The following is a 21,281-nucleotide window of genomic DNA, read 5'->3' as shown; positions in this document are numbered from 1 at the left end:
CCCTCTGGCGCTACGCGGGACATTGAACCGATGTCACCCAATTGCCATATTGTAATTGGGTGACCGCGGGCTAGGATAAAGGCGGCGGTGCCCTTTTGGCGCTGCCAGAGGAAGATTTATGACGAAATTGAGCGGCTCGGACAGCAAGAGCACCCTTTACTGCTCCTTCTGCGGCAAGTCGCAGCACGAAGTTCGCAAGCTCATCGCAGGACCGACCGTGTTCATCTGCGACGAATGCGTTGAACTGTGCAACGACATCATCCGCGAAGAGATCAAGGGCGGGATCGCCGCGCGCAAGGATGGCGCGGTGCCGACTCCGCTGGAAATCTGCCAGCATCTCGACGCCTATGTCATCGGCCAGAACACCGCCAAGCGCGTGCTGTCGGTCGCGGTGCACAATCATTACAAGCGCCTCGCCAACTCGGGCCGCGGCGATGATGTCGAACTCGCGAAGTCGAACATCCTGCTCGTCGGCCCCACCGGCAGCGGCAAGACTTTGCTCGCGCAGACGCTTGCGCGCTTCCTCGACGTGCCCTTCACCATGGCTGATGCAACGACGCTGACCGAAGCGGGCTATGTCGGCGAGGATGTCGAGAATATCATCCTCAAGCTGCTGCAGTCGTCCGACTATAATGTCGAAAAGGCGCAGCGCGGCATCGTTTATATCGACGAGATCGACAAAATCTCGCGCAAGGCCGAAAACCCGTCGATCACCCGCGACGTGTCGGGCGAAGGCGTGCAGCAGGCGCTGCTCAAGCTGATGGAAGGCACGACCGCGAGCGTTCCGCCGCAGGGCGGGCGCAAGCATCCGCAGCAGGAATTCCTGCAGGTCGACACGACGAACATCCTGTTCATCGCGGGCGGCGCGTTCAGCGGGCTCGAAAAGATCATCGGCGACCGCCTGCAGGGCAAGTCGATCGGTTTCGGCGCGCATGTCGCCGGCCCCGACGAGCGCCGCATGGGCGAAGTGCTGAAGAATATCGAGCCCGAGGATCTGCTGAAATTCGGCCTGATCCCCGAATTCGTCGGCCGCCTGCCGGTCATCGCGACGCTCGAGGATCTCGACATCGACGCGCTGGTCAAGATTTTGGGCGAGCCCAAGAACGCGCTGGTGAAGCAGTATCGCAAGCTCTTCGATCTCGAGGAGGTTGTGCTGACCTTTACCGACGACGCGCTGATCGCGGTCGCCAAGAAGGCGATCGAACGCAAGACCGGCGCGCGCGGGCTGCGCTCGATCGTCGAGGCGATCCTGCTCGACACGATGTTCGACCTGCCCGACCTGACCGACGTGGTCGAGATCGTCGTCGACAAGGATGTCGTCGAGGGCCGCAAGGATCCGGTGCGCGTTTATGCCGACAAGGCGAAAGAAGCCGCGGGCGACGCCGCCTGAGTCGCACATGGGGCGCCCCGCGGGGCGCCCTTTCATGTTGCATTGCAGCAACAGTTTCCGGAAAAAACGCATCCCCGCCTGTGGATAAGTTTGGGCACCTGACGAAAATTAGCGGTTTTTCGCACCGCGTCTGAGCGGCGCGGCCCTCCCCGCTTGCACTGTCACAATTGCTGTCACAATCGTGCCACATGCGGGCTTCAGGGGCGCTCGCAGGTCAGGCGCGCTCCTTTTGTGCGCCTGCCAAATGCACACCAAAGGGGACAATCCAAATGCATTTCCGTCATTATCTGGCTGCCAGCGCCGCTGCGCTCAGCCTGAGCGTCGCGCTCGCCGCTCCCGCCGCAGCCCAGGAAACCAGCTCGTCGCTCCGCGGGACCGTCGAAACGGCCAGCGGCCCGGTCGCCGGCGCCGCCGTCACCGTGACGCACGTCCCGTCGGGCACCGTGTCGCGTACGACCACCGACGGCAGCGGCAATTTCGGCGCCAATGGCCTTCGCGTTGGCGGCCCCTACACGGTCGAAGTGACCTCTGACGGGTTCGACAGTGCGCAGGTCACCGACCTCTTCCTGCAGGCCGGTCAGCCTTTCCGCCTGCCGATCACGCTCGAAGACACGGCGATCGTCGTGACGGCCTCGTCGGTCAAGGGCGCAGTCGAAACCTCGAACGGCCCGATCACCGCGCTCAACCGCGAAGCGATCGAAGGTGCCGCCTCGATCAACCGTGACATCCGCGACCTCGCACGCCGCGATCCGCTGGTCACGCTTGACCTGAGCAACGCCCGCACGATCGAAGTCGCCGGCAACAACGGCCGTCTCAACCGCTTCTCGGTCGACGGCGTCCAGATGAGCGACGACTTCGGCCTCAACAACGGCGGTCTGCCGACCTCGCGCGGCCCGGTTCCTTTCGACGCGATCGAGCAATTCTCGGTCAAGGTCGCCCCCTTCGACATCGCCGAGGGCGATTTCCAGGGCGGCGCGGTCAACGTCATTCTCCGCTCGGGCGGCAACAAGTTCCACGGCGGCGCCTTCTTCACCTACACCGACGACAGCCTGACCGGCGACCGCACCCGCGGTCGCAACATCAATCTGAACTTCGACAGCAAGCAATATGGTGCGCACCTCAGCGGCCCGCTGATCAAGGACAAGCTGTTCTTCATGCTTGCCTATGAAAAAACGAAGGAAAGCGATCCGTTCGACGATGGGTTCGGCGACGGCTTCGCGAACCAGGTCCCCGGCCTGACGCAGGCGGTGATCGACCAGGTCAGCAACGTCGCACAGTCGCGCTATGGCTACGACACGCTGGGCCTGTCGCCGAATGCGGTCGAAGAAGACGAAAAGATCATCGGCAAGCTCGACTGGAACATCAGCGACACGCAACGCGCATCGCTGACCTATATCCGCAACGTCGGCACGCAGCAGTTCCAGCAGAACACCTTCCTGACCGCGCCTTTCGCGCTGGGTTTCCAGTCGAACGGCTATGAGCTGGCCGAAGAAGTCAACTCGGGTTCCTTTGAACTGAACTCGACCTGGTCGGACACTTTCTCGACCACCTTCCGCGCATCGTATCGCGACTATAACCGCGACCAGACGCCGTTCGGCGGCCGCGAGTTCCCGCAGATGGAAGTCTGCACCGACGCGGCTTCGGCGGGTTCGGCAACCAGCTGCGACGGCACGCGCCTGTTCTTCGGCCCCGACGTCAGCCGTCAGTCGAACGACCTCAACACGGAAAATCTGTCGTTCGACCTCACCGCGCGTCTGGACGCCGGCGATCATTCGTTCCGCCTGCTCGCGGGCTACACCGACGTTTCGGTGTACAACCTGTTCCTGCAGCGTTCGCTCGGCGATTTCTATTTCGATAGCCTCGCGGATTTCGCCGCTGGCAATGCGAACCGCCTGCGCTACGGCAACGCGGTGCCCAGCCTCGATCCGAACGATGCCGCGGCCCGTTTCAGCACGCAGAACTACACCGTGGGCATCCAGGACGATTGGCAGGTCACCCCCGATCTGACGCTGTCGCTCGGCGTTCGTTACGACCTGTTCGGCAACGATGTGAAGCCGCCGCTGAACCCGAACTTCCTGGCTCGTTATGGCTTCCACAACCGCGAAACCTTCAACGGCCGCGACGTGCTGCAGCCGCGCTTCGGCTTCAACTGGCAGGCCACCGACAAGCTGATCGTCCGCGGCGGCGTCGGCATTTTCTCGGGCGGCACGCCCGACGTCTATCTGTCGAACAGCTTCTCGAACACGGGCCTGCTGACCAACTCGGTCGACATCAACGACGCCAACTGTGCGGCGTCGGTGACCTGTAACGCCCTTACCAACGTCTCGAATGGCACAATCCCGTCCAGCGTCACCGACTTCCTGTCGCGGAACGTCGGCTCGTTGGCAGCCGCGCCGACCGACAATATCGATCCCGATCTGAAAGTCGCGCGCAAGTGGAAGGCTTCGTTGCAGGCCGATTATGAAATCGGCGACGGCTGGTTCGTCGGCGGCCAGTTCCTGTACGACAAGAACATCTATGGCTACACGTGGACCGACCTGCGCTCGGTGCCGGTCGGCACGTTGCCCGATGGCCGCACCCGCTATGGTCCGATCGGCGGCGCCGCAACGAGCAACCGCGATCTCCAGCTGACCAACAGCGAAAAGGGCCGCGCCTATTTCGCGACCGCCCGCTTCGCCAAGGCATGGGACTTCGGCCTCTCGATCGACGGCAGCTACACCTATTCGAACGTCAAGGACGAAGGCGCGATGACCTCTTCGACCTCGTCGTCGAACTATGGCAACAACGCCTTCGTCGATCCGAACCGCGCTGCCTATGGCCGGTCGATCTACGAATATACCCACCAGTGGAAATTCGGTGCCGACTTCAAGCGCAACTTCTTTGGCGACAATGAAACGCGTATCAGCCTGTTCGGCGAATATCGCTCGGGCCGCCCGTACAGCGTCACCATGCTGGACAACAGCAGCGGCCGCGGCGCGGTGTTCGGCACCGTCGGGAACCTTGGCAACATGCTGCTCTACGTTCCCACCGGTGCCAACGATCCGCTCGTCCAGTGGGGTTCGCACACTGCCAACGGCGCAACCGTGACCGCAGCGCAGAACGAAGCGGCGTTCAACGATCTGATCAGCCAGCTCGGCCTCGAAAATTATCGCGGCAAGATCGTCAAGAAGAACAGCCAGACCTCGCCCGACTTCTTCAAGGTCGACCTGCACTTCAGCCAGGAAATCCCGGCCTTTGTTGGCAATGCGAAGTTCAAGCTGTTCGCGGACGTCGAGAATGTGCTGAATCTGATCGACAGCGACTGGGGTTCGCTCCGTCAGGTGTCGTTCCCGTACAACTCGGCATTGGTGCGCGTCACCTGCGCCGCGACGAGCGGGGCGAACTGCACCAAATATCAGTATACCAACACTCTTGCACCGAACGAGGTTCTGACGAACCGCGTGTCGCTGTACGGCGTCCGCGTCGGCGTGAAGGTCAACTTCTAAGCCATCCGGATTCGGCCAAAAGAAAAGGGCGCGGGAGGCAACTCCCGCGCCCTTTTCTTTGCGGTGAGAACAGGTCCGGCGCAAGCGGCGCCCTTGACGGTTCAGCCCGCGGCAATCCGCCGCGCGGTGGCCTGCACCAGCGCGATCATGTTGGGGACGCCCTGCGTCCGGTTCGACGACAGCTGGCGCGTGAGGTCGAAGGGCGCGAGCGCCGCCGCGACGTCCATCTCCGCCACTTCGGCCGCGGGCTTGTCCTGCACCGCGGCGAGCACGAGCGCGACGATCCCCTTGGTGATCGCGGCGTTGCTGTCGGCGAGGAAGTGGAGCTGGCCATCGTCGCGCGGCACCGGATAGACCCAGACGCTGGCCGAACAACCGCGCACCATTGTCGCGTCGGTCTTGAGCGCGTCGGGCATCGGCTCGAGCGTCCGGCCGAGATCGATCAGCAGGCGATAGCGATCGTCGCCGTCAAGAAAATCATATTCGTCGAAGATATCGGTCAGGCTGCGCATGGCCGCGCCACTCGCATAGATGGCGCCAAGTTGAAAGAGCCCTGAAACGACATCGGCCCGCTTCCCTGTCAGCCGCCGGACGGATGGCGACGGACAGGGGAGCGGGCCGATGCCGCGCGGGTGTCGCGGATGGATTAGAGGTCGACCCCCGCCGCGATGGCTTCGAGCTTGCGCAGCCGTTCCTTGAGGTCGGCGATCTCGATCCGCGACCCGGCGTGCGGGACGCCTGGATCCTGCGCGAGCGACGCGTGGTGGCCCGCGGCGAGTTCCTCGCGCTTGAGCTGGATCCAGTCGCGCCAGCCGCGCAGCGCGACCAGGCTGACGATGGTCAGTGCGGTCAGCGCGATCGCTGCGGCGGTGAAGTCGGGGGTGATGAAAGCCATGAGCGTTGCTCCTTTTCCGGCATTCAGATTTTGCTGTTGTCGCGCAATTTCTCGATTTCCTGATCGAGCGTGACCGCGCGGTTGTGGTCGGTGGCGATGCGTTCGAGCACCTGGATCCGCTCCTTGAGTGCGCGGATTTCGGCTTGCAGCGCCTTGGTCTCGCCATTGTCGGTGGCGACGAAATAGTCGCCGCCCTTGTGATCGCGGCGGATGCCGTGCTTGGCGCGGATAATGCTGCCGATGGTCACGATCAGGACGATGCCGACAACCATTTCAAACGGGCCCATGGGGAAGATCCTTTCCGTATTTCTTTGTTTTAGTTCAGCGGGGCGTCGCGCAGCTTTTCGATCTCGTCGGCGACATCAATTCCCTTGTCGGTAACGATGCGCTCGAGAACGCGGACGCGAGCCTCCAGCCGTTCGGTTTGCGCCGCATATTGCGCGGCCTTCTCGGCGGTCTCGTGGGTGATCGCCTGGAACTGCTTTTCCTTGAATTTCAAGGTCCGCTCATAAGCGGCATAGCCGATGGCCAAGGTGACGGGCAGTCCGACGACGATGGCGAGAATGAAGATGACTTCCATGGTTCAATCTCCTCAGTTCGAGGGGCGCCGCAACGCCTCGATCTCATGGCTCAACCGGTGGCTGTCGTCGGTGACGATGCGCTCGATCACCGCGAGGCGATCCTTCACCGAACCGAGCTCGGCGCGCAGCTGGGCATTTTCCTGGCTGATCAGCTTGACGCGTTCCATCGCCTCGTCGCTGGTCTTGGGATAAACCGCCTTGCCCCAGCTGTTTTCGAGCGGATAACCGTTCTTGACGCGGAGCCAGGTGGTGAAGACCCACCCTCCGACCCCGGCCAGCCCGATGGTGGCGATGACGGGGGCGATGGCGTTCAGGACATCGAGATTCATTGTCTTCTATCCTCTCAGCGCAGGCGGTCGATCTGGCTGGCGAGCTCTGCCGCCTGACCATGGTTTTCGGTCGCGATGCGTTCGAGCACCGAAATCCGCTCTTCCAGCCGGCTGACCTGCCCCGCCAGCTTGGCGTTGTCATCGGTCAGCAGGGCGATTTTCCGATCAGCGTCGGGGTCGGTTCGATGAACCGTGCCGCCCCATTCATTCTCAACGGGATAGCCGTGCTTGGCGCGGATCCAGGTGGTGAACATCCAGCCGCCGATCGACAAAGCGATGATAGCGAGGACAAAAGTGGTGCCACCGAAATTCATGTATCTTCCTCCCTGTTGCCGTTTCCGCGTGAGGCCCGATCAGCGGAGAGCGTCGATCTCGTCCGCGAGGCGGCGGTTGTGGCTCGTATAATATTGCTCGATGTCGGCAAGCCGGCGGTCGATGTCGCGGAAGCGCGACTTGATGTCGCGGGTCGATGCGGTCGGGTTGCTGCGCACACCCTGCCAGAATTTCGCTTCCTCGGTCGAACCATAGAGCGCGAACGGCTTGGGCGTGCCCATCCAGGCGACCATCCAGTAAGCGATCAGCGTCCAGGGGAAGCCGCCCATCAGGGTCAGGAGGACCGCGCCGACGCGGACCCAGAGGACGTCGATCCCGCTATAATCCGCGATCCCGGCGCACACACCGCTCCATTTGCCGTTCTGCTTGTCGAGGTAGAATTTTGTGCGGCTGGCAGACATCTCAGTTCCTCCGGCTATTGTTTTCGAGTTGCGCCAGTTCTTCATCGCTGCGTACCGCGGGGCGGAAGTCGGGATGGTCGGCGCTGATGATGCGTTCGACGGTGTGCAGGCGGTTTTCGAGCCGCCGTGCGGTGTCATAGAGTTCGTCGAGCAGCTGTTCGTCTTCTCCGGTCAGCGTCTTGGCCTGCTTCCACTTCGTGATGTAGTGGAGGATCAGCCAAGGCAGACCGAGGAAGAGGGTTCCGATGACGATCGGGACGATGATGATCTCTTCCATCGGTCCGGCTCCTTACTGCTTGCTGGCCTGCGCGGCTTTCAGCGCGGCGAGTTCGTCGGCAACCTTGTCGGCGGCCTGCAGTTCGGCGATCTCTTCGTCGAGCGACTTCTTGTAACCGAGGCTCAGCGCATCGGCGCGGCCTTCGGCTTCGTCGACGCGGCGTTCGAGGATCTCGAAGCGCGAGAAGGCGTCTTCGACCCGGTCGCCGTTGGTCATCTCGCGCAGCTTGTAGCGATTCTCGGCGCTTTCGAGGCGGTTGACGACGCTCGACTGGCGCGCGCGGGCTTCCGAAAGCTTCTTCTGCAGCTTGGCGATGTCGGCCTCGTAACCCGTCAGCGCGTCGTCGAGGACGGCGATCTCGGCCTTGAGTTTCTCGGCCATGTCGCCGGCCTTCTGCTTTTCGACAAGCGCGGCGGTGGCGAGGTCTTCGCGGTCCTTCGACAGCGCGAGTTCGGCCTTTTCCTTCCAGCTGTCCCGCAGGCTTTCGAGCTTGGCGATGTGGCGGCGCATTTCCTTTTGGTCCGCGATGGTGCGGGCGGCGGAGGCGCGAACTTCGACGAGCGTTTCGTTCATCTCGAAGATGATCTGGCGGATCATCTTTTCGGGGTCCTCGGCCCGGTCGAGCAGGTCGGTGACGTTGGCGGCGATGATGTCGCGGGTTCGTGAAAAAATACCCATTTTGAAACTCCTGTCGAAATCTTGAGACCCGGTATTTTTTTGGGTGTCGTTGGAAAAAAGCTGGTGCCGGGGCGGGGCAAGGGGGGAGAGTGCCCCGGCACCAGTGCCGGTCAGGCCAAAGCGCTGACCGCCGGGGACATGACAGCGGCAACCAGCGGGCCGGCGGGGGTGCCGGTGACGCTGGCGGCAACCTGGGGCTGGTCGATCACGCCGACGAGGATGGCAAGCGCTCCGACCGCGCTGAGCGCGAAAGTGGCGGCCTGGGCAAACATCGTTTTCATGGATCAACCTTCCCTGTGTTTTCGCTGCACCGGTGCGATCTGCGCCGGTTCGTCTGAAACAATGCATAGGGCGTGCCAATTGCGTGCGCCCACGGAAAACCGCCGAACTTCACACTGAAACGGCACCCCCAATCGATTTGACTTGCCAATCAGCGGGAAAATTTGCCAATGATTGGGAATGGAGCGCGAGACCCAATTTATCGGCCAATCGGCGGCGTTTCAGGACGCGGTCGAACGCGCGAGCCTCGCCGCCTCGCTCGACCGCCCGGTGCTGGTGATCGGCGAGCGCGGGACGGGCAAGGAATTGATCGCCGAACGCCTCCACCGGCTGTCGACGCGCTGGGATCGCCCCTATGTGATCATGAACTGCGCCGCGATGCCCGAAACGCTGATCGAGTCCGAATTGTTCGGGCATGAGGCGGGCGCCTTCACCGGCGCGACGCGCACCCGCGCGGGGCGCTTCGAGGAAGCCGACGGCGGCACCTTGTTCCTCGACGAACTCGCGACAATGTCGATGGGCGCGCAGGAGCGGCTGCTGCGCGCGGTCGAATATGGCGAGGTGACGCGCGTCGGATCGTCGCGCCCGATCCGCGTCGACGTGCGTATCGTTGCGGCGACGAACGAGCATCTGCCCGCGCTCGCCGACGATAATCGCTTCCGCGCCGACCTGCTCGACCGGCTGTCGTTCGAGGTTATCACCCTGCCCCCGCTGCGCGCACGCGAAGGCGATATCGAGGTGCTCGCCGAATATTTCGGGCAGCGCATGGCGGCGGTGCTCGGCTGGGACGAATGGCCGGGTTTCGGCCCGCGCGCACTCGCGGCGATGGAGGGACACGACTGGCCGGGCAATGTCCGCGAACTCCGGAACGTGATCGAGCGCGCGATCTATCGCTGGGCCGACGCCGAAAAGCCGGTCGACGCGCTGAGCTTCGACCCTTTTGCGAGCCCGTGGCAGCCGGTATCGCGCAAGGTCCCCGCACGGCCCGAGGCGTCCGCGCCGGCGCCGGCGAATGACGCCGCGCACGCGGCCACCGCCCCGCCCTCGGGCCCGGTCAGCGACCTGCGCGCGGCGGTCGACGCTTATGAAAAGCAGATATTGTCCGACACGATGGCACGCTGCCGCTTCAACCAGAAGGTCGCGGCCGAAGCGCTGGGGCTGAGCTACGACCAGATCCGCCACGCGCTGAAAAAGCACGGGCTGAATCAGTAAGGGCGGTTGATCCTCCCTGTCGCGAAGCGATGGGGAGGTGGCAGCGCGAAGCGCTGATGGAGGGGCTTTTGCGTGAGGTCGCCGCCCCTCCACCACGCCCTGCGGGCGCGGTCCCCCTCCCCACCGCTGCGCGGCAGGGAGGATTGGGCACTATTGCCCCGGCAACTGCGCGTTCAACGCTTCCAGCACCGCATCCTGCGTCGAGGCGAGATCGGCGAGCCGGTCGCGCAGCGCATAGATGTCGGGAAGCCCGTCGATCTGCTCGTCGACGCTGCGCTCGAGATAGAGGCGATCGATATCGGCGAGCGCCGCGGTGAGCGGCGCGCGCGCCGCGGTAAGGCGCGAGATCGCCTGCTGCGCGACGACCCAGCGTTCGCTGCCGACGGAGGCGCCCGCGGCGGCCGAAACCGCCGACGCCGTCGCGGCCCGTTCGGCGGCAAAGGCCTGCTGGCCCGCGGCACCATCCGATTCCCAGCGCTGAAGCCGTCCGGCGAGGTCGGTGGGCAGCGGCCCCGGGGGCGCGACGACGACCGCGGGGGGCGCGACATCGAATCGCCCCTCGATCGCGCGCTTTGCCAGCGAGGGCCCGTCGTTGGCCTGCGTCGCGGCGCAGGCGGGCAGCGGCAGGAGCAGCGGAGCGAAAAGAAAGGCGCGCTTCATCGCCGCCCCTGATATGGGCGCACCGACGGCGCAGCAAGCACCGAATCGGCGGCGCGCGCGATAATCGGTGCAGCCCCGCGCTTTTGGATGAAAAGCACGGGATTTGGCGGTTGACAGCGACGGCTTGGCTCGCTAGTGGCGCTGACTTTCCCGCATGCCGGAAAAATCGCCTGCTTTGGCGGGTGACTGGCAGCGTGGGTGTTTTAGTTTCTGATTGGATGGAAGACCATGTTCGCAATCGTGCGCACGGGCGGCAAGCAGTATCGCGTCGCCGCTGGAGACAAGATCGCCGTTGAAAAGATCGACGGCGAAGCTGGCGACACCGTGTCGCTGGGCGACATCCTGCTGGCCGGTGACGGCGGCGAAGTGAAGAGCGCCGACGGCCTCGTCGTTTCGGCCGAGATCATCGCCCAGACGCGCGGCGAAAAGGTCATCGTCTTCAAGAAGCGCCGCCGGCACAATTATCGTCGCCGCAACGGTCACCGCCAGTCGCTGACGCTGCTGCGCATCCTCGCCGTCGGCGATGCCAAGAAGGCCGCGCCGAAGAAGGAAGCCGCTCCGAAGGCAGAGGCCGCTCCGGCCGCCGAAGCCAAGGCTGCTGCGCCCGCCAAGGAAGCCGCGCCGAAGAAGGCCGCTGCTCCGAAGACCGAAGCCGCTGCCGAAGCGCCCGCAAAGAAGCCCGCTGCCAAGAAGGCAGCCCCCAAGAAGGAAGCCTGAGCGCGGCAACGCGGCTCGGCCTCTCGAACGAACGAATTAAGGAGCATCAGTCATGGCACATAAGAAAGCAGGCGGTTCTTCGCGCAACGGTCGCGACTCAGCCGGCCGCCGCCTTGGCGTGAAGAAGTTCGGCGGTCAGGAAGTGATCGGCGGCAACATTATCGTGCGTCAGCGCGGCACCAAGGTTTACCCGGGTGTCAACGTTGGCATGGGCAAGGACCACACGCTGTTCGCAACCGCCGACGGCCAGGTCCGATTCCACGATGGCAAGCTTGGCCGCAAATATGTGTCGGTCGACGCCATGGCGGAAGCCGCCGAATAAGGACGATCTTCCAGGGTCGTCCATCAAGGGATGACCCGGAACGGTCCTTTCCGCCGCAAGCGGAAACAAAGTTCGAAAAGAGGGAGACGGGTCGCCCCCGATCTCCCTTTTTTCTTGTCCAAAATCCGTCACTTGTGACGATCGGGCGCGAAAACGGGGCCATCCATCTCCCTCCATATCGAATGTCGTCAAAGCGTCACCATCTGGCGCCAAGGCGACAGGCATTGGGAGTTAGAAAAGATGTTCGCGCGTACCGAAAGACTGTTGCTGCGGCCCGGCTGGCTGGAAGACGCCCCCGCGCTCGCCCAAGCGATCGGCGAGGAAGCGGTGGTCCGCAATCTCGCTCGCGCCCCTTGGCCCTATGGCGAAGAGCAGGCACAGGCATATTTGAGCCAGCCGATCGATCCCGATCAGCCGCGCTTCCTGATCTTTGCCCGCACCGGCGGCGCGCCGCGCCTCGTCGGCGGCTGCGGCATTTCGCCGAGTCCGGAAGGCGCGCTCGAAATGGGTTACTGGATCGCGCGGCCCTATTGGGGCCTGGGTTTCGCGACCGAGGCCGGGCGTCAGCTCATCCATATCGCGCGCGCGATGAACCTGCCGAAGCTGTCGGCGGGCCACTTCCTCGACAATCCGGCGTCGGGCGCGGTGCTGCGCAAGCTTGGTTTTAAGCCCACCGGCAAGGTCGCGCAGCGCTATAGCCTGGCGCGTGGCGGCGAGGCGGCGTGTGCGCTGTTCGAGGAAGGCGACGCCACATCGGACGGCACCGTCACCCCGATGCGAAGCCGCATCGGGGTGGACGAGGATTTCCGTGAGGAATTGCGCCTGATCGCGGCTTAACAGTTAGCGTCGCCCCCGCGAAGGCGGGGGCCGCTGGCAGCCTTACGCTATTCCGATTGCGGCCCCCGCCTTCGCGGGGGCGACGATTTCATTACCCACGCATCTTGTTGACCATGCCCATGATGTCGTCGAGCGGATTGCCGTCGCCGTCCATGTCGAGCATCTTGCCGAGGCCGCCCAGGCTTCCGCCAAGGCCGCCGGCCGACGGGGCCGCACCGCCGCCCATCGCGCCGCCGAGCACATTGCCGAGCATACCGCCCAGACCGCCCGAAAGCCCGCCGCTCTCGCCGCCCTGCCCGCCCTGCTTCGCCATATAGCCCGCGGCCATCATCGCGAGCATCGGCAGCATCTGCTTGAGAATCCCCGAATCGATCCCCGTCTGCGCCGCCGCCTGTCCGGCGACGGTGCGGCTGACATCCTTCGACCCAAAAATCTGCCCGAGCACGTCATTGCCCTGGCTCACTTCCGTGGGCTGCGATCCGAGCACCGAATCGAGCAGGCCGCCGCCGCCGAGCTGACCGAGCAGCCCGCCGAGTCCTTCGACCCCGCCGCCCGATTGCGCCTGTTTCTTGAAACCGCCGAGAATTGCGGGAAGCAGCGCGTCGGCGCCCTGTTTTGCCATCGCGGGCGGAATACCCAGCTCTTTCGCCATCGATTCAATGCCGCCGGCCTGCGCCAAAATGTCGGTGAGATTCATATCGTCATACTCCCGCTTCGGCGCGGATCGGACACCGCGCCGATTGGAATGAGTATAGCAGCGCGCGAGCGAAGAACGAGTCGGTCTTTTGACTGTCATTCTCAAATGCATAGTCCTAGCCTGCAACTGTTCGACTCGCCTCTTCCGGGTTGGGCCGCTATTCTAGTGGGAGCTACACAATGAGCATTTTCGGCAAGATCAAGGACGCCATCTTCGGCAAGAAGGCCGTCGCCGCAGAACCCGCCGCCCCGGCCGCCCCCAGCCCCGTCGGCACCGCGCTCGACGCCGCGACGCAAGCCATGGCAGCAGCGGCCGCCGCGCCGGTCGATGTCGATGCCATCCTCACCGCCGAGGCCGCCAATGCCGGGCAGGATCTCAACTGGCGCACGTCGATCGTCGACCTGATGAAGCTGCTCGGGATCGATTCGAGCCTCGCCAACCGCAAGGAACTGGCGCAGGAACTCGGCTATACCGGCGAACTCGACGGCAGCGCCGAAATGAACATCTGGCTGCACAAGGCGGTGATGCGCGAACTCGCGGCGAACGGCGGCAAGGTGCCCGCCGACCTTACCGACTGATAGACGGCCGATAATTTTCGACGGGGGTCGGGAGGGCGGAGGCTTTCCCGGCCCCTTTTCGTTGACCGGCGCGCCCCCGCGCCTAGACAGGTTTCACAAGAAACAAGTCGCCAGGGAGCAGCCCGTGTCCAATCCGCTTTCCACCCCCGTCAGCCGCCGCCAGACGCTCGCCACACTCGGCGCGGGCACCGCGGGGCTTGCCCTCGCCGGCCCCGCGGCCGCGCTGCAGTCGCCGCCGAAGACCGGCGCGCAGAAACTGCTCGATTCGGTCGCCGACAATCTGCTCGCGCTGTCGCCCGAAGGCGCGACGTCGCTCGGCATCGACACCGGCGCGCGCGCCGCGATGCGCGGGCGTCTCGGCGACCGGTCGGCGGCAGGACAGAAAACCGTCGCCGACACGCTGAAGGCCGATCTTGCGCGCGTCCGCGCGTTCGACAAGGCGGGACTCGATCACAGCACGCGCACCAGCCTTGCCGTCGTCGAAAGCGCCTATGGCGTCGCGCTCGACGGCTTTGCCCTGCCCTATGGCGACGTCGCGGTCGGCGGCTGGCGCAACACGCCCTATGTCGTGATCCAGAATGTCGGCGCCTATCTCGACGTCCCAAAATTCCTCGACAGCGACCATCCGGTGAAGACCGCCGCCGATGCCGAAGCCTATCTGTCGCGTCTCAACGCCTTTCCCGGCGCGCTCGATGGCGAAACCGACCGGCTGAAGGCCGCGGGCGGACAGGGAATGATCGCCCCCGCCTTCCTGATCGACAAGGCGGTGAAGCAGATGGAGGCGAGCCTTGCCGATGCGAAGGCGGGCGGCTCGATGGTCGAAAGCCTCGTCCGCCGCACCGGCGCGGCGAAGATCGCGGGCGACTGGAGCGCGCGCTCGGCGAAGATCGTGCAGGGACCCGTCGCCGCGGCGCTCGAACGCCAGCTCGCCGAGATGAAGGCGCAGCGGCCGAAGGCGACAATGGACGCCGGCATGTGGGCGCGGCCGGGCGGCGACGAATGGTATGCGTGGGGGCTGCGCGCCTCGACCACCACCCGCATGACCCCAGGCGAGATCCACGCGATGGGCCGCGAAGAACTCGCCGAACTCCACGGCCGCATGGACCCGATCCTCAAAAAGCTCGGCTACACGCAGGGCTCGGTCGGCGACCGGATGAACGCGCTCGCCAAGGATCCGCGCTTCAAATTCCCCAACAATGATGCGGGCCGCGCCGAAATCCACGCCTATATCCAGACCTGGCTCGGCAAGATCCGCGCCGAGTTGCCGCGCGCCTTCCGTACTTTGGTAAAGGGCAATGTCGAGGTGAAGCGGCTGCCGCTCGCCGAGGAACCCGGCGCGCCCGCGGCCTATGGCGGCGCGGGGTCGATCGACGGCAGCGTTCCGGGCAAATTCTGGATCAACCTGCGCACGACCGAGCTCCACAGCAAATATTCGCTCCCCGACCTGACGATGCACGAGGCGATCCCCGGGCATGTGTGGCAGGGCGAATATGCGAACCAGATGCCGCTGATCCGTACGATGCTGGCGTTCAACGCCTATTCGGAAGGGTGGGCCTTGTACGCCGAGCAGCTCGCCGACGAACTCGGCCTCTACGACGATTTCGAGGTCGGGCGTTTGGGCTACCTCCAGTCGCTCGCATTCCGCGCCTGCCGCCTCGTCGTCGATACCGGCCTTCACGCCAAGCGCTGGACGCGCGAGCAGGGCGTCGATTTCTTCGTCAAGGAAAATGGCTCGAACCCGCTCGAGGTCGCGAGCGAGGTCGACCGCTATTGCAGCTGGGCCGGACAGGCGTGCGGCTACAAGGTCGGGCACAGCGAGATCGTCCGCCAGCGCGGACTCGCGCAAAAGGCGCTCGGCGCAAAATATGACCTCCGCGATTTCGACAATGTCGTCGTCGAGGGCGGCAACGTCCCGCTCGACGTGCTCGCGCAGAATGTCGCGGCCTATGTGGCGGAGAAGAAGGCATGACGGCGCGGCGCATGATGCAAAGCCTGTTCGGCGTGGCGCTGCTCGCGGCGATCCCGGGGCAGGCATCCGAATCGGCCCCGCCGCACGGCGGCGCGCGCGTCGCCATCGTGACGAGCGACGTCGATCGCTTTTACGCGCTTTATGATGACCCCGCACTCGCAAGTCAGCCCGATGTGGTGGCGACGCGCTATCTGGCCGCCCCCACGCCGGGGCTGGCGGAATTCATGGTGATGCGCCGGATCACCCCCGAAAAGCTCGCCGCCGCGCTGCGCGACAAACGCCAGGTCTTTGACGACGCGCGTGGTTGCGCGACCCATCTTCCCGATGTCCGCACGCGGCTTGTCGCCGCGACCGACCGCCTCGCCCAGCTTTATCCCGCTGCGAAATTCCCCCCGATCACCATCGCCATCGGCCGCGCCACGACGGCGGGAACGGCGAATGCGAAGGGGCTGTACATCGGTCTCGAAGCCCTGTGCGCCGCCAAATTCATCGAAGCCGACGACGAGGACCGCTTCGTCCACGTCATCGCGCATGAATATGTCCACGCGCAGCAGCCGCTTGCGCAAGTCGAGGATCGCGAAGAATCGGTGCTGCGCGCCGCGCTCGTCGAGGGCGCCGCCGAATTTGTCGCCGAACAGATGTCGGGTTCGGTCGGCTATCCGCTGCTCCACATATGGGCCAAGGGACGCGAGAAGGAGCTGGAGACGGCTTTCCTCGCCGAGAAGGACGCCAAGGCGATCGGGTCGCGCTGGCTCTACAACAAACAAGGCGCGGACGGGTGGCCGGGCGACCTTGGTTATTGGGTCGGCTATCGCGTCGCGAAAAGCTATTACGGCCGGACCCCCGACAAGGCCGCGGCGATCAAGGCGATCATCGAGATGCGCGACCCCGCCGCCTTCCTCGCGGAGAGCGGTTGGACGCCCGGAATGAAGCTTTAGGCAGGCAGCGGCGCGAGATCGGGTTCGACGAAGGCGCGCCGCGCCGGGACCGAAAAGAGCAGCTCGCGGCTGTAGAAGCGTAGCGGCCAGTCGCGACGGCCGATGTCGGAAAGCAGCAGCGCGTTGACGCGCGCCGCGAGCTCGGTCTCCGCCGTCGTCGACAGGAACAGCCGCACGCCCGCGACATAGGCGCGGGTGATGCTGTCATGATAGCCGCCATGGTCGTCGTTCACGCCGCCGACGCTTTCGTTGAAGCGGCGGATGATGGTGCCAATCTCGGCGTCGATATCGACGTCGCGGCGCTCGGTCAGCAGCCAGAGGCACGCGCCGAGATGCGCCTCGTGCGTCCACGCCTCGCGCGGCAACGCGCACGCCAGCAGCCCTTCGCCGAGCGCACGGATTTCGTCGTCGCGCGCGAACAGGCGCGGTTTATATTCGGTGGTCATGAGTCCGGTCCTTCCGGGTGATGTGCCACCCGGAAGCGATCCGGGTCAATTACGCCGCGACGGCGGCCTGCGGTGCGGCCTGGCGGACGCCTTCGTCGACATGGTCCGCAAATTGCGCGAAATTGTCGATGAATTGGCCGACGAGCGTTTGCGCGGTGCGGTCATAGGCCGCCTTGTCGGCCCAGGCTTCGCGCGGATCGAGCAGGTTGCTGTCGACGCCCGGAACCGCGATGGGGACCATGAAGCCGAAATTCGGGTCCTTGCGGAATTCGGCGTCGTTTAGGCTGCCGTCGAGCGCGGCGTTGAGCAGCGCGCGCGTCGCCTTGATCGGCATGCGCTTGATCCCGTCCATCGTCGCCATGCCGCCGGTCCAGCCGGTGTTGACGAGCCAGCACTGGACGCCGCCCTTGGCGATGCGTTCCTTGAGCAGATTGCCGTAGACCGACGGGTGGCGCGGCATGAAGGGGGCGCCGAAGCAGGTCGAGAAGGTCGCCTCGGGCTCGGTCACGCCGATTTCGGTCCCCGCGACGCGCGCGGTATAGCCCGACAGGAAATGATACATCGCCTGATCGGGGGTCAGCTTCGCGATCGGGGGCAGCACGCCATAGGCATCGGCCGTCAGCATGATTACCGTCTTGGGCACCGGACCCATATTATGGTCCGACGTGTTCGGAATGAAGTCGATCGGGTACGAACCGCGGCTGTTCTCGGCGAGGCTCGCGTCGTCGAAATCAAGCTCGCGGGTCACGGGATCGATCACGACATTTTCGAGCACAGTGCCGAAGCGCTTGGTTGTCGCGAAAATTTCGGGCTCGGCCTCGGGCGAGAGGCGGATCATCTTCGCGTAACAGCCGCCCTCGAAGTTGAAGACCGCAGTGTCCGACCAGCCATGCTCGTCGTCGCCGATCAGCGTGCGCGAGGCGTCGGCCGACAGCGTCGTCTTGCCGGTGCCCGACAGGCCGAAGAAGACCGCAGTGTCGCCCTTGGGGCCGATATTCGCCGAGCAATGCATCGGCATCACGCCATCGACGGGGAGCAGATAGTTGAGGATGCCGAACACCGATTTCTTCATCTCGCCGGCGTACTGCGTGCCGCCGATCAGGATCAGCTTCTCGGCAAAATTGACCGCGACGACGGTTTCGGTGCGCGTGCCGTGGCGCGCCGGATCGGCGCGGAAGCTCGGCAGGTCGATGATCGTATATTCAGCCGCGAACGCGGCGAGTTCGGCCGCGGTCGGGCGGCAGAGCAACGTGCGGATGAACTGGCTGTGCCAGGCGAATTCGGTGACGACCTGCACCGCGACGCGATGCTCGGGCTGCGAGCCGCCAAACAGTTGCTGGCGATAGAGGCGCGGGCGCTGCGCGAGATGCGCGAAGAAGTCGTCCTTCAACGCCGCGAAATGATCGGGGGTCATCGGGACATTGGTCTTGCCCCACCAGATCGTGTCGGCGGTTTCGGCGTCCTGGACGATGAACTTGTCCTTGGCGCTGCGCCCGGTGTGCTTGCCGGTTTCGACGACCAGCGGGCCGTCCTTGGCGAGTACGCCCTCGCCGTGGCGGACCGCGTCCTCGATCAGCTGCGGCGTGCCCCAGTTTTCGGCGACCTCCGCCTTCGTCTCGACGGTGTTCGCGCCGATCAATATCTTGGTCATCTGCCTTCGCCTTTCCTTGTCCGGCGGCGTCGTTGCATACCTATGCAATGCTTAGCGCACTAATGGGTTGGCCCGCATTTGCATGGGTGCCGACGTGACCGCCGATTCCGAAATCCCGGCCGCGTTAGCTCGCTTGGCGGGGGAGGTCAAAAGATTAAAGCGGGGCCGCGCGGCGCTTGCGACGAACGCGCGACGAGGGAACCGGTGACCATGCGCGCGCTGTTGTCGCTGCGCCCCGGATAGGCTAATCGCTTTACCGGGCCCGCCCAACGGAAAGAGCATGACGGCAACTATCGCGCTGGTCGACGACGACCGCAACATTCTGCAATCCCTTTCCATCGCGCTGCAGGCCGAGGGTTTCGTGACGCGCGTCTATTCGGACGGCGAAGCGGCGCTGAAACCGCTCATCGACAATCCGCCCGACCTGGCAGTGTTCGATATCAAGATGCCGCGCATGGACGGGCTCGAACTGCTGCGGCGGCTTCGTGAAAAAAGCCAGCTTCCGGTGATCTTCCTCACCAGCAAGGACGACGAGATCGACGAGGCGCTGGGGCTCGCGATGGGCGCCGACGATTATATCGCCAAGCCCTTTTCCCAGCGGCTGGTGATCGCGCGCATTCGCGCCATCTTGCGCCGTGTCGAGCTCAACAAAAGCGCGTCCGAAGAGGGCGACGAGCCCGTCGCCGAACCGATCACCCGCGGCCGGCTGAGCATGGACCCGGCGCGTCACAAGGTCGCGTGGGACGGCAAGGACGTCACGCTGACGGTCACCGAATTCCTGATCCTCGAAACGCTTGCCAGCCGCCCCGGTATCGTGCGCAGCCGCAACCAGTTGATGGACGCGGCCTATCAGGACGACGTCTATATCGACGACCGCACGATCGACAGCCACATCAAGCGCCTGCGCCGCAAGTTCCGCGAGGTCGACCCCGAATTCGACGCGATCGCCACCCTCTATGGCGCGGGGTATCGCTTTGCCGATGAAAGCTGACGCCCAAAAACGCGACGGGCAGAAACCCGAGGGGAGCGTCGCCGAGCAGGAGGAATCGCCGCTCGTCTGGTCGGCGCGCTGGTCGCTGACGACGCGCATCCTCGCGGTGAACATCCTCGCGATCGCGCTGCTCGCGGGCGGCTTCTATTATCTCGACACCTACCGCAGCCGCCTGGTCGATACGCGCATCGAGGTGATGAAGGACCAACTCGCGATGCTCGACAGCGCGCTCGAGGCGGCACGCCCCGAGGAGCGGACGCGGCTGATCGAAGAATTCGCGACCGCGACCGAATCGCGGCTGCGCTTCTACGCCCCCGACGGCCGGCGCATCTCCGACAGTTTCCAGAACGGTCCGCCGACCTATACGCTGCGCGATCCCGACCTCCAGCCATGGAAGCGCGATGCCGCGCGCGCGATGGACCGCGGGATCGACTGGGTCGTGGGCGCGCCGACCTATCCCGATTTCGAGGAACCCCGCGTCGACCGGGCGCAGTCCTGGCCCGAAGTCGTCGAGGCACAGACCGGCGGGGTCGCCGCGAGCCGCTTCCGCTTTGCCCCCGAACGCACGCCGCTGCTCAGCGCCGCACGCGTCGTCGACCTCGAGACGCCGCAGACGGTGCTGATGACGCTCAACGCGCGCGACATCACGCGCACCGTGCGCGCCGAGCGGTTCCGCATCGCGGTCGTCGTCTTCATGGTGTTGCTCGCCTCGGTCCTCCTCTCGCTGTTCCTCGCACGCACGATCGTCCGCCCGCTCCGCCGCCTCGCGCGCGCTGCGGTGCGCGTCCGGCTCGGCCGGGCGCGCGAAGTCGTCGTCCCGCGCCTGCCGAGCCGCCGCGACGAGATCGGAACGCTCGCGCGTGCGCTGTCCGACATGACGCAAGCCCTTCGTGAACGCATCGACGCGGGCGAACATTTCGCCGCCGACGTGACGCACGAACTCAAGAATCCGATCGCCTCGGTCCGCTCGGCGATCGAGGGGCTGGGGCGCGTCAAAAGCGACGAGCAGCGCGCGCAACTGCTCAGCATAGCCGACGAGGACGTCCGCCGGCTCGACCGGCTGGTGAGCGACATCAGCGAGGCGAGCCGCGTCGACGCGCAATTGTCGCGCACGCTGTTCGAACCGATCGACGTCGGCATCATGATCGAATCGATGCTCGCGGCGCGCGCGGCGCGCGTCGACGCGAATGCGCCGCAGCCGCGCGTCGCCTTCGCGCGGCCGCGCAAAGGCACGACGGTGGTGATGGGCGACGGCCACCGGCTCGAACGCGCGATCGACAATGTCATCGACAATGCGATCAGCTTCTCGCCCGAAGCCGGCCTCGTGTGCGTTTCGGCGACGCGCCTCGGCGACGAGGTTCACATCAAGGTCGACGACGACGGCCCCGGCATCGACCCCGCGCAGCGCGACGCCATTTTCCGCCGTTTTCACAGCGAGCGGCCCGCCGGCGAAGCCTTTGGCCGCCACAGCGGGCTGGGGCTCGCGATCGCGCGGACGATCGTCGAGGGGCATAGCGGGACGATCAGCGCGAAGGATCGCGACGACGGCAAACCCGGCGCCAGCCTGCTCATCACCCTCCCCGCGCGCGAGGGCGGGCAGGACGCGGCGTGATCG

At 65.0% G+C, this 21,281-nt stretch carries 25 protein-coding genes; 11 read left to right on the top strand and 14 right to left on the bottom strand.

Translation table 11 applies throughout. The features are described 5' to 3' along the window. Positions 1 to 118 precede the first annotated feature (118 nt). Positions 119 to 1,390, top strand: a complete 1,272-nt coding sequence (gene clpX / locus ATE70_RS09895; protein WP_037513618.1) for an ATP-dependent Clp protease ATP-binding subunit ClpX — start codon at positions 119 to 121, stop codon at positions 1,388 to 1,390. A 269-nt stretch (positions 1,391 to 1,659) separates the two neighbouring features. Further along, on the top strand, positions 1,660 to 4,875 hold the full coding sequence (locus ATE70_RS09890) for a TonB-dependent receptor (protein ID WP_058537745.1): 3,216 nt from the start codon (positions 1,660 to 1,662) through the stop codon (positions 4,873 to 4,875). Positions 4,876 to 4,976: 101 nt separating this feature from the next. On the opposite strand, the gene ATE70_RS09885 is transcribed toward ATE70_RS09890, so the two are convergent. From ATE70_RS09885 to ATE70_RS24790, 10 genes are all read right to left on the bottom strand, one after another. Beyond that, entirely contained in the window at positions 4,977 to 5,387 is a 411-nt protein-coding gene (locus ATE70_RS09885) for a SufE family protein (RefSeq protein ID WP_058537744.1), read from the bottom strand. A gap of 134 nt (positions 5,388 to 5,521) precedes the next feature. After that, entirely contained in the window at positions 5,522 to 5,770 is a 249-nt protein-coding gene (locus tag ATE70_RS09880; protein ID WP_058537743.1) for a hypothetical protein, read from the bottom strand. 23 nt (positions 5,771 to 5,793) lie between these two features. Then, positions 5,794 to 6,057 carry a hypothetical protein gene (locus ATE70_RS09875; RefSeq protein ID WP_058537742.1) on the bottom strand — a complete coding sequence of 88 codons (264 nt, stop codon included), beginning with the start codon at positions 6,055 to 6,057 and terminating at the stop codon, positions 5,794 to 5,796. 29 nt (positions 6,058 to 6,086) lie between these two features. Beyond that, a complete protein-coding gene (locus tag ATE70_RS09870; RefSeq protein ID WP_037513613.1) occupies positions 6,087 to 6,350 on the bottom strand; it encodes a hypothetical protein in 264 nt (87 codons plus the stop codon). Positions 6,351 to 6,362: 12 nt separating this feature from the next. Next, positions 6,363 to 6,680, bottom strand: coding sequence for a hypothetical protein (locus ATE70_RS09865; RefSeq protein ID WP_058537741.1), 318 nt, complete (start codon positions 6,678 to 6,680; stop codon positions 6,363 to 6,365). A 14-nt stretch (positions 6,681 to 6,694) separates the two neighbouring features. Then, a complete protein-coding gene (locus ATE70_RS09860; protein WP_056367994.1) occupies positions 6,695 to 6,994 on the bottom strand; it encodes a hypothetical protein in 300 nt (99 codons plus the stop codon). Positions 6,995 to 7,033: 39 nt separating this feature from the next. Next, positions 7,034 to 7,414 (bottom strand): envelope stress response membrane protein PspC, encoded by a 381-nt coding sequence (pspC, locus tag ATE70_RS09855; protein WP_058537740.1) that lies wholly within the window; start codon positions 7,412 to 7,414, stop codon positions 7,034 to 7,036. 1 nt (position 7,415) lies between these two features. Next, positions 7,416 to 7,691: an envelope stress response membrane protein PspB gene (gene pspB, locus ATE70_RS09850; protein ID WP_056367989.1), complete on the bottom strand. Its 276-nt coding sequence runs from the start codon at positions 7,689 to 7,691 to the stop codon at positions 7,416 to 7,418. 12 nt (positions 7,692 to 7,703) lie between these two features. Next, entirely contained in the window at positions 7,704 to 8,369 is a 666-nt protein-coding gene (pspA, locus tag ATE70_RS09845; protein ID WP_058537739.1) for a phage shock protein PspA, read from the bottom strand. A gap of 110 nt (positions 8,370 to 8,479) precedes the next feature. Beyond that, positions 8,480 to 8,650 carry a hypothetical protein gene (locus ATE70_RS24790; protein ID WP_156419602.1) on the bottom strand — a complete coding sequence of 57 codons (171 nt, stop codon included), beginning with the start codon at positions 8,648 to 8,650 and terminating at the stop codon, positions 8,480 to 8,482. Between the two features lie 178 nt (positions 8,651 to 8,828). Between ATE70_RS24790 and pspF the strand changes: the two genes are divergently transcribed. Further along, a complete protein-coding gene (gene pspF / locus ATE70_RS09840; protein ID WP_058537738.1) occupies positions 8,829 to 9,860 on the top strand; it encodes a phage shock protein operon transcriptional activator in 1,032 nt (343 codons plus the stop codon). Positions 9,861 to 10,010: 150 nt separating this feature from the next. Here pspF and ATE70_RS09835 read toward each other — a convergent pair whose 3' ends face one another. Further along, positions 10,011 to 10,520: a hypothetical protein gene (locus tag ATE70_RS09835; protein ID WP_058537737.1), complete on the bottom strand. Its 510-nt coding sequence runs from the start codon at positions 10,518 to 10,520 to the stop codon at positions 10,011 to 10,013. 228 nt (positions 10,521 to 10,748) lie between these two features. Here ATE70_RS09835 and rplU point away from each other — a divergent pair, with 228 nt between their 5' ends. The 3 genes from rplU (at position 10,749) to ATE70_RS09820 (ending at position 12,396) form a co-directional block, all read left to right on the top strand. Beyond that, positions 10,749 to 11,237 (top strand): 50S ribosomal protein L21, encoded by a 489-nt coding sequence (gene rplU / locus ATE70_RS09830; RefSeq protein WP_058537736.1) that lies wholly within the window; start codon positions 10,749 to 10,751, stop codon positions 11,235 to 11,237. A 52-nt stretch (positions 11,238 to 11,289) separates the two neighbouring features. Next, positions 11,290 to 11,559 (top strand): 50S ribosomal protein L27, encoded by a 270-nt coding sequence (gene rpmA, locus ATE70_RS09825; protein WP_037513604.1) that lies wholly within the window; start codon positions 11,290 to 11,292, stop codon positions 11,557 to 11,559. Positions 11,560 to 11,799: 240 nt separating this feature from the next. After that, on the top strand, positions 11,800 to 12,396 hold the full coding sequence (locus ATE70_RS09820) for a GNAT family N-acetyltransferase (protein WP_058537735.1): 597 nt from the start codon (positions 11,800 to 11,802) through the stop codon (positions 12,394 to 12,396). Between the two features lie 91 nt (positions 12,397 to 12,487). Here the strand turns inward: ATE70_RS09820 and ATE70_RS09815 are convergent, their stop codons facing one another. Beyond that, positions 12,488 to 13,093, bottom strand: coding sequence for a DUF937 domain-containing protein (locus ATE70_RS09815; protein ID WP_058537734.1), 606 nt, complete (start codon positions 13,091 to 13,093; stop codon positions 12,488 to 12,490). A 179-nt stretch (positions 13,094 to 13,272) separates the two neighbouring features. Between ATE70_RS09815 and ATE70_RS09810 the strand changes: the two genes are divergently transcribed. From ATE70_RS09810 to ATE70_RS09800, 3 genes are all read left to right on the top strand, one after another. Then, the gene (locus ATE70_RS09810) at positions 13,273 to 13,671 is read left to right on the top strand and encodes a DUF3597 domain-containing protein (protein ID WP_039577117.1); all 399 of its coding nucleotides are present in this window, start codon (positions 13,273 to 13,275) and stop codon (positions 13,669 to 13,671) included. 124 nt (positions 13,672 to 13,795) lie between these two features. After that, complete coding sequence (locus ATE70_RS09805) at positions 13,796 to 15,640, top strand: DUF885 domain-containing protein (RefSeq protein WP_058537733.1); 1,845 nt, start codon at positions 13,796 to 13,798, stop codon at positions 15,638 to 15,640. Further along, a complete protein-coding gene (locus tag ATE70_RS09800; RefSeq protein WP_082639533.1) occupies positions 15,637 to 16,578 on the top strand; it encodes a DUF2268 domain-containing putative Zn-dependent protease in 942 nt (313 codons plus the stop codon). Before ATE70_RS09805 ends, ATE70_RS09800 begins: the two co-directional genes overlap by 4 nt. Here the strand turns inward: ATE70_RS09800 and ATE70_RS09795 are convergent. Beyond that, positions 16,575 to 17,024, bottom strand: a complete 450-nt coding sequence (locus ATE70_RS09795) for a hypothetical protein (RefSeq protein ID WP_058537732.1) — start codon at positions 17,022 to 17,024, stop codon at positions 16,575 to 16,577. The genes ATE70_RS09800 and ATE70_RS09795 overlap by 4 nt on opposite strands. A gap of 49 nt (positions 17,025 to 17,073) precedes the next feature. Next, positions 17,074 to 18,675, bottom strand: coding sequence for a phosphoenolpyruvate carboxykinase (locus ATE70_RS09790; RefSeq protein ID WP_058537731.1), 1,602 nt, complete (start codon positions 18,673 to 18,675; stop codon positions 17,074 to 17,076). 280 nt (positions 18,676 to 18,955) lie between these two features. Here ATE70_RS09790 and ATE70_RS09785 point away from each other — a divergent pair, with 280 nt between their 5' ends. Continuing rightward, positions 18,956 to 19,666, top strand: coding sequence for a response regulator transcription factor (locus ATE70_RS09785; RefSeq protein ID WP_058537730.1), 711 nt, complete (start codon positions 18,956 to 18,958; stop codon positions 19,664 to 19,666). After that, positions 19,656 to 21,278, top strand: coding sequence for a sensor histidine kinase (locus ATE70_RS09780; protein WP_058537843.1), 1,623 nt, complete (start codon positions 19,656 to 19,658; stop codon positions 21,276 to 21,278). Before ATE70_RS09785 ends, ATE70_RS09780 begins: the two co-directional genes overlap by 11 nt. Positions 21,279 to 21,281 lie beyond the last annotated feature (3 nt).

Source organism: Sphingopyxis sp. H053 (genome assembly GCF_001468225.1).
Lineage (GTDB): Bacteria > Pseudomonadota > Alphaproteobacteria > Sphingomonadales > Sphingomonadaceae > Sphingopyxis.
Note: the sequence above shows the minus strand (reverse complement) of the source record. Positions and strands in the feature narration are given on the sequence as shown.

Excerpts from the sequence above, each read along its gene's own strand:
- clpX (WP_037513618.1), top strand. The coding sequence starts at position 119 with ATGACGAAATTGAGCGGCTCGGACAGCAAGAGCACCCTTTACTGCTCC.
- ATE70_RS09890 (WP_058537745.1), top strand. The coding sequence starts at position 1,660 with ATGCATTTCCGTCATTATCTGGCTGCCAGCGCCGCTGCGCTCAGCCTG.
- ATE70_RS09885 (WP_058537744.1), bottom strand. The coding sequence starts at position 5,387 with ATGCGCAGCCTGACCGATATCTTCGACGAATATGATTTTCTTGACGGC.
- ATE70_RS09880 (WP_058537743.1), bottom strand. The coding sequence starts at position 5,770 with ATGGCTTTCATCACCCCCGACTTCACCGCCGCAGCGATCGCGCTGACC.
- ATE70_RS09875 (WP_058537742.1), bottom strand. The coding sequence starts at position 6,057 with ATGGGCCCGTTTGAAATGGTTGTCGGCATCGTCCTGATCGTGACCATC.
- ATE70_RS09870 (WP_037513613.1), bottom strand. The coding sequence starts at position 6,350 with ATGGAAGTCATCTTCATTCTCGCCATCGTCGTCGGACTGCCCGTCACC.
- ATE70_RS09865 (WP_058537741.1), bottom strand. The coding sequence starts at position 6,680 with ATGAATCTCGATGTCCTGAACGCCATCGCCCCCGTCATCGCCACCATC.
- ATE70_RS09860 (WP_056367994.1), bottom strand. The coding sequence starts at position 6,994 with ATGAATTTCGGTGGCACCACTTTTGTCCTCGCTATCATCGCTTTGTCG.
- pspC (WP_058537740.1), bottom strand. The coding sequence starts at position 7,414 with ATGTCTGCCAGCCGCACAAAATTCTACCTCGACAAGCAGAACGGCAAA.
- pspB (WP_056367989.1), bottom strand. The coding sequence starts at position 7,691 with ATGGAAGAGATCATCATCGTCCCGATCGTCATCGGAACCCTCTTCCTC.
- pspA (WP_058537739.1), bottom strand. The coding sequence starts at position 8,369 with ATGGGTATTTTTTCACGAACCCGCGACATCATCGCCGCCAACGTCACC.
- ATE70_RS24790 (WP_156419602.1), bottom strand. The coding sequence starts at position 8,650 with ATGAAAACGATGTTTGCCCAGGCCGCCACTTTCGCGCTCAGCGCGGTC.
- pspF (WP_058537738.1), top strand. The coding sequence starts at position 8,829 with ATGGAGCGCGAGACCCAATTTATCGGCCAATCGGCGGCGTTTCAGGAC.
- ATE70_RS09835 (WP_058537737.1), bottom strand. The coding sequence starts at position 10,520 with ATGAAGCGCGCCTTTCTTTTCGCTCCGCTGCTCCTGCCGCTGCCCGCC.
- rplU (WP_058537736.1), top strand. The coding sequence starts at position 10,749 with ATGTTCGCAATCGTGCGCACGGGCGGCAAGCAGTATCGCGTCGCCGCT.
- rpmA (WP_037513604.1), top strand. The coding sequence starts at position 11,290 with ATGGCACATAAGAAAGCAGGCGGTTCTTCGCGCAACGGTCGCGACTCA.
- ATE70_RS09820 (WP_058537735.1), top strand. The coding sequence starts at position 11,800 with ATGTTCGCGCGTACCGAAAGACTGTTGCTGCGGCCCGGCTGGCTGGAA.
- ATE70_RS09815 (WP_058537734.1), bottom strand. The coding sequence starts at position 13,093 with ATGAATCTCACCGACATTTTGGCGCAGGCCGGCGGCATTGAATCGATG.
- ATE70_RS09810 (WP_039577117.1), top strand. The coding sequence starts at position 13,273 with ATGAGCATTTTCGGCAAGATCAAGGACGCCATCTTCGGCAAGAAGGCC.
- ATE70_RS09800 (WP_082639533.1), top strand. The coding sequence starts at position 15,637 with ATGACGGCGCGGCGCATGATGCAAAGCCTGTTCGGCGTGGCGCTGCTC.
- ATE70_RS09795 (WP_058537732.1), bottom strand. The coding sequence starts at position 17,024 with ATGACCACCGAATATAAACCGCGCCTGTTCGCGCGCGACGACGAAATC.
- ATE70_RS09790 (WP_058537731.1), bottom strand. The coding sequence starts at position 18,675 with ATGACCAAGATATTGATCGGCGCGAACACCGTCGAGACGAAGGCGGAG.
- ATE70_RS09785 (WP_058537730.1), top strand. The coding sequence starts at position 18,956 with ATGACGGCAACTATCGCGCTGGTCGACGACGACCGCAACATTCTGCAA.
- ATE70_RS09780 (WP_058537843.1), top strand. The coding sequence starts at position 19,656 with ATGAAAGCTGACGCCCAAAAACGCGACGGGCAGAAACCCGAGGGGAGC.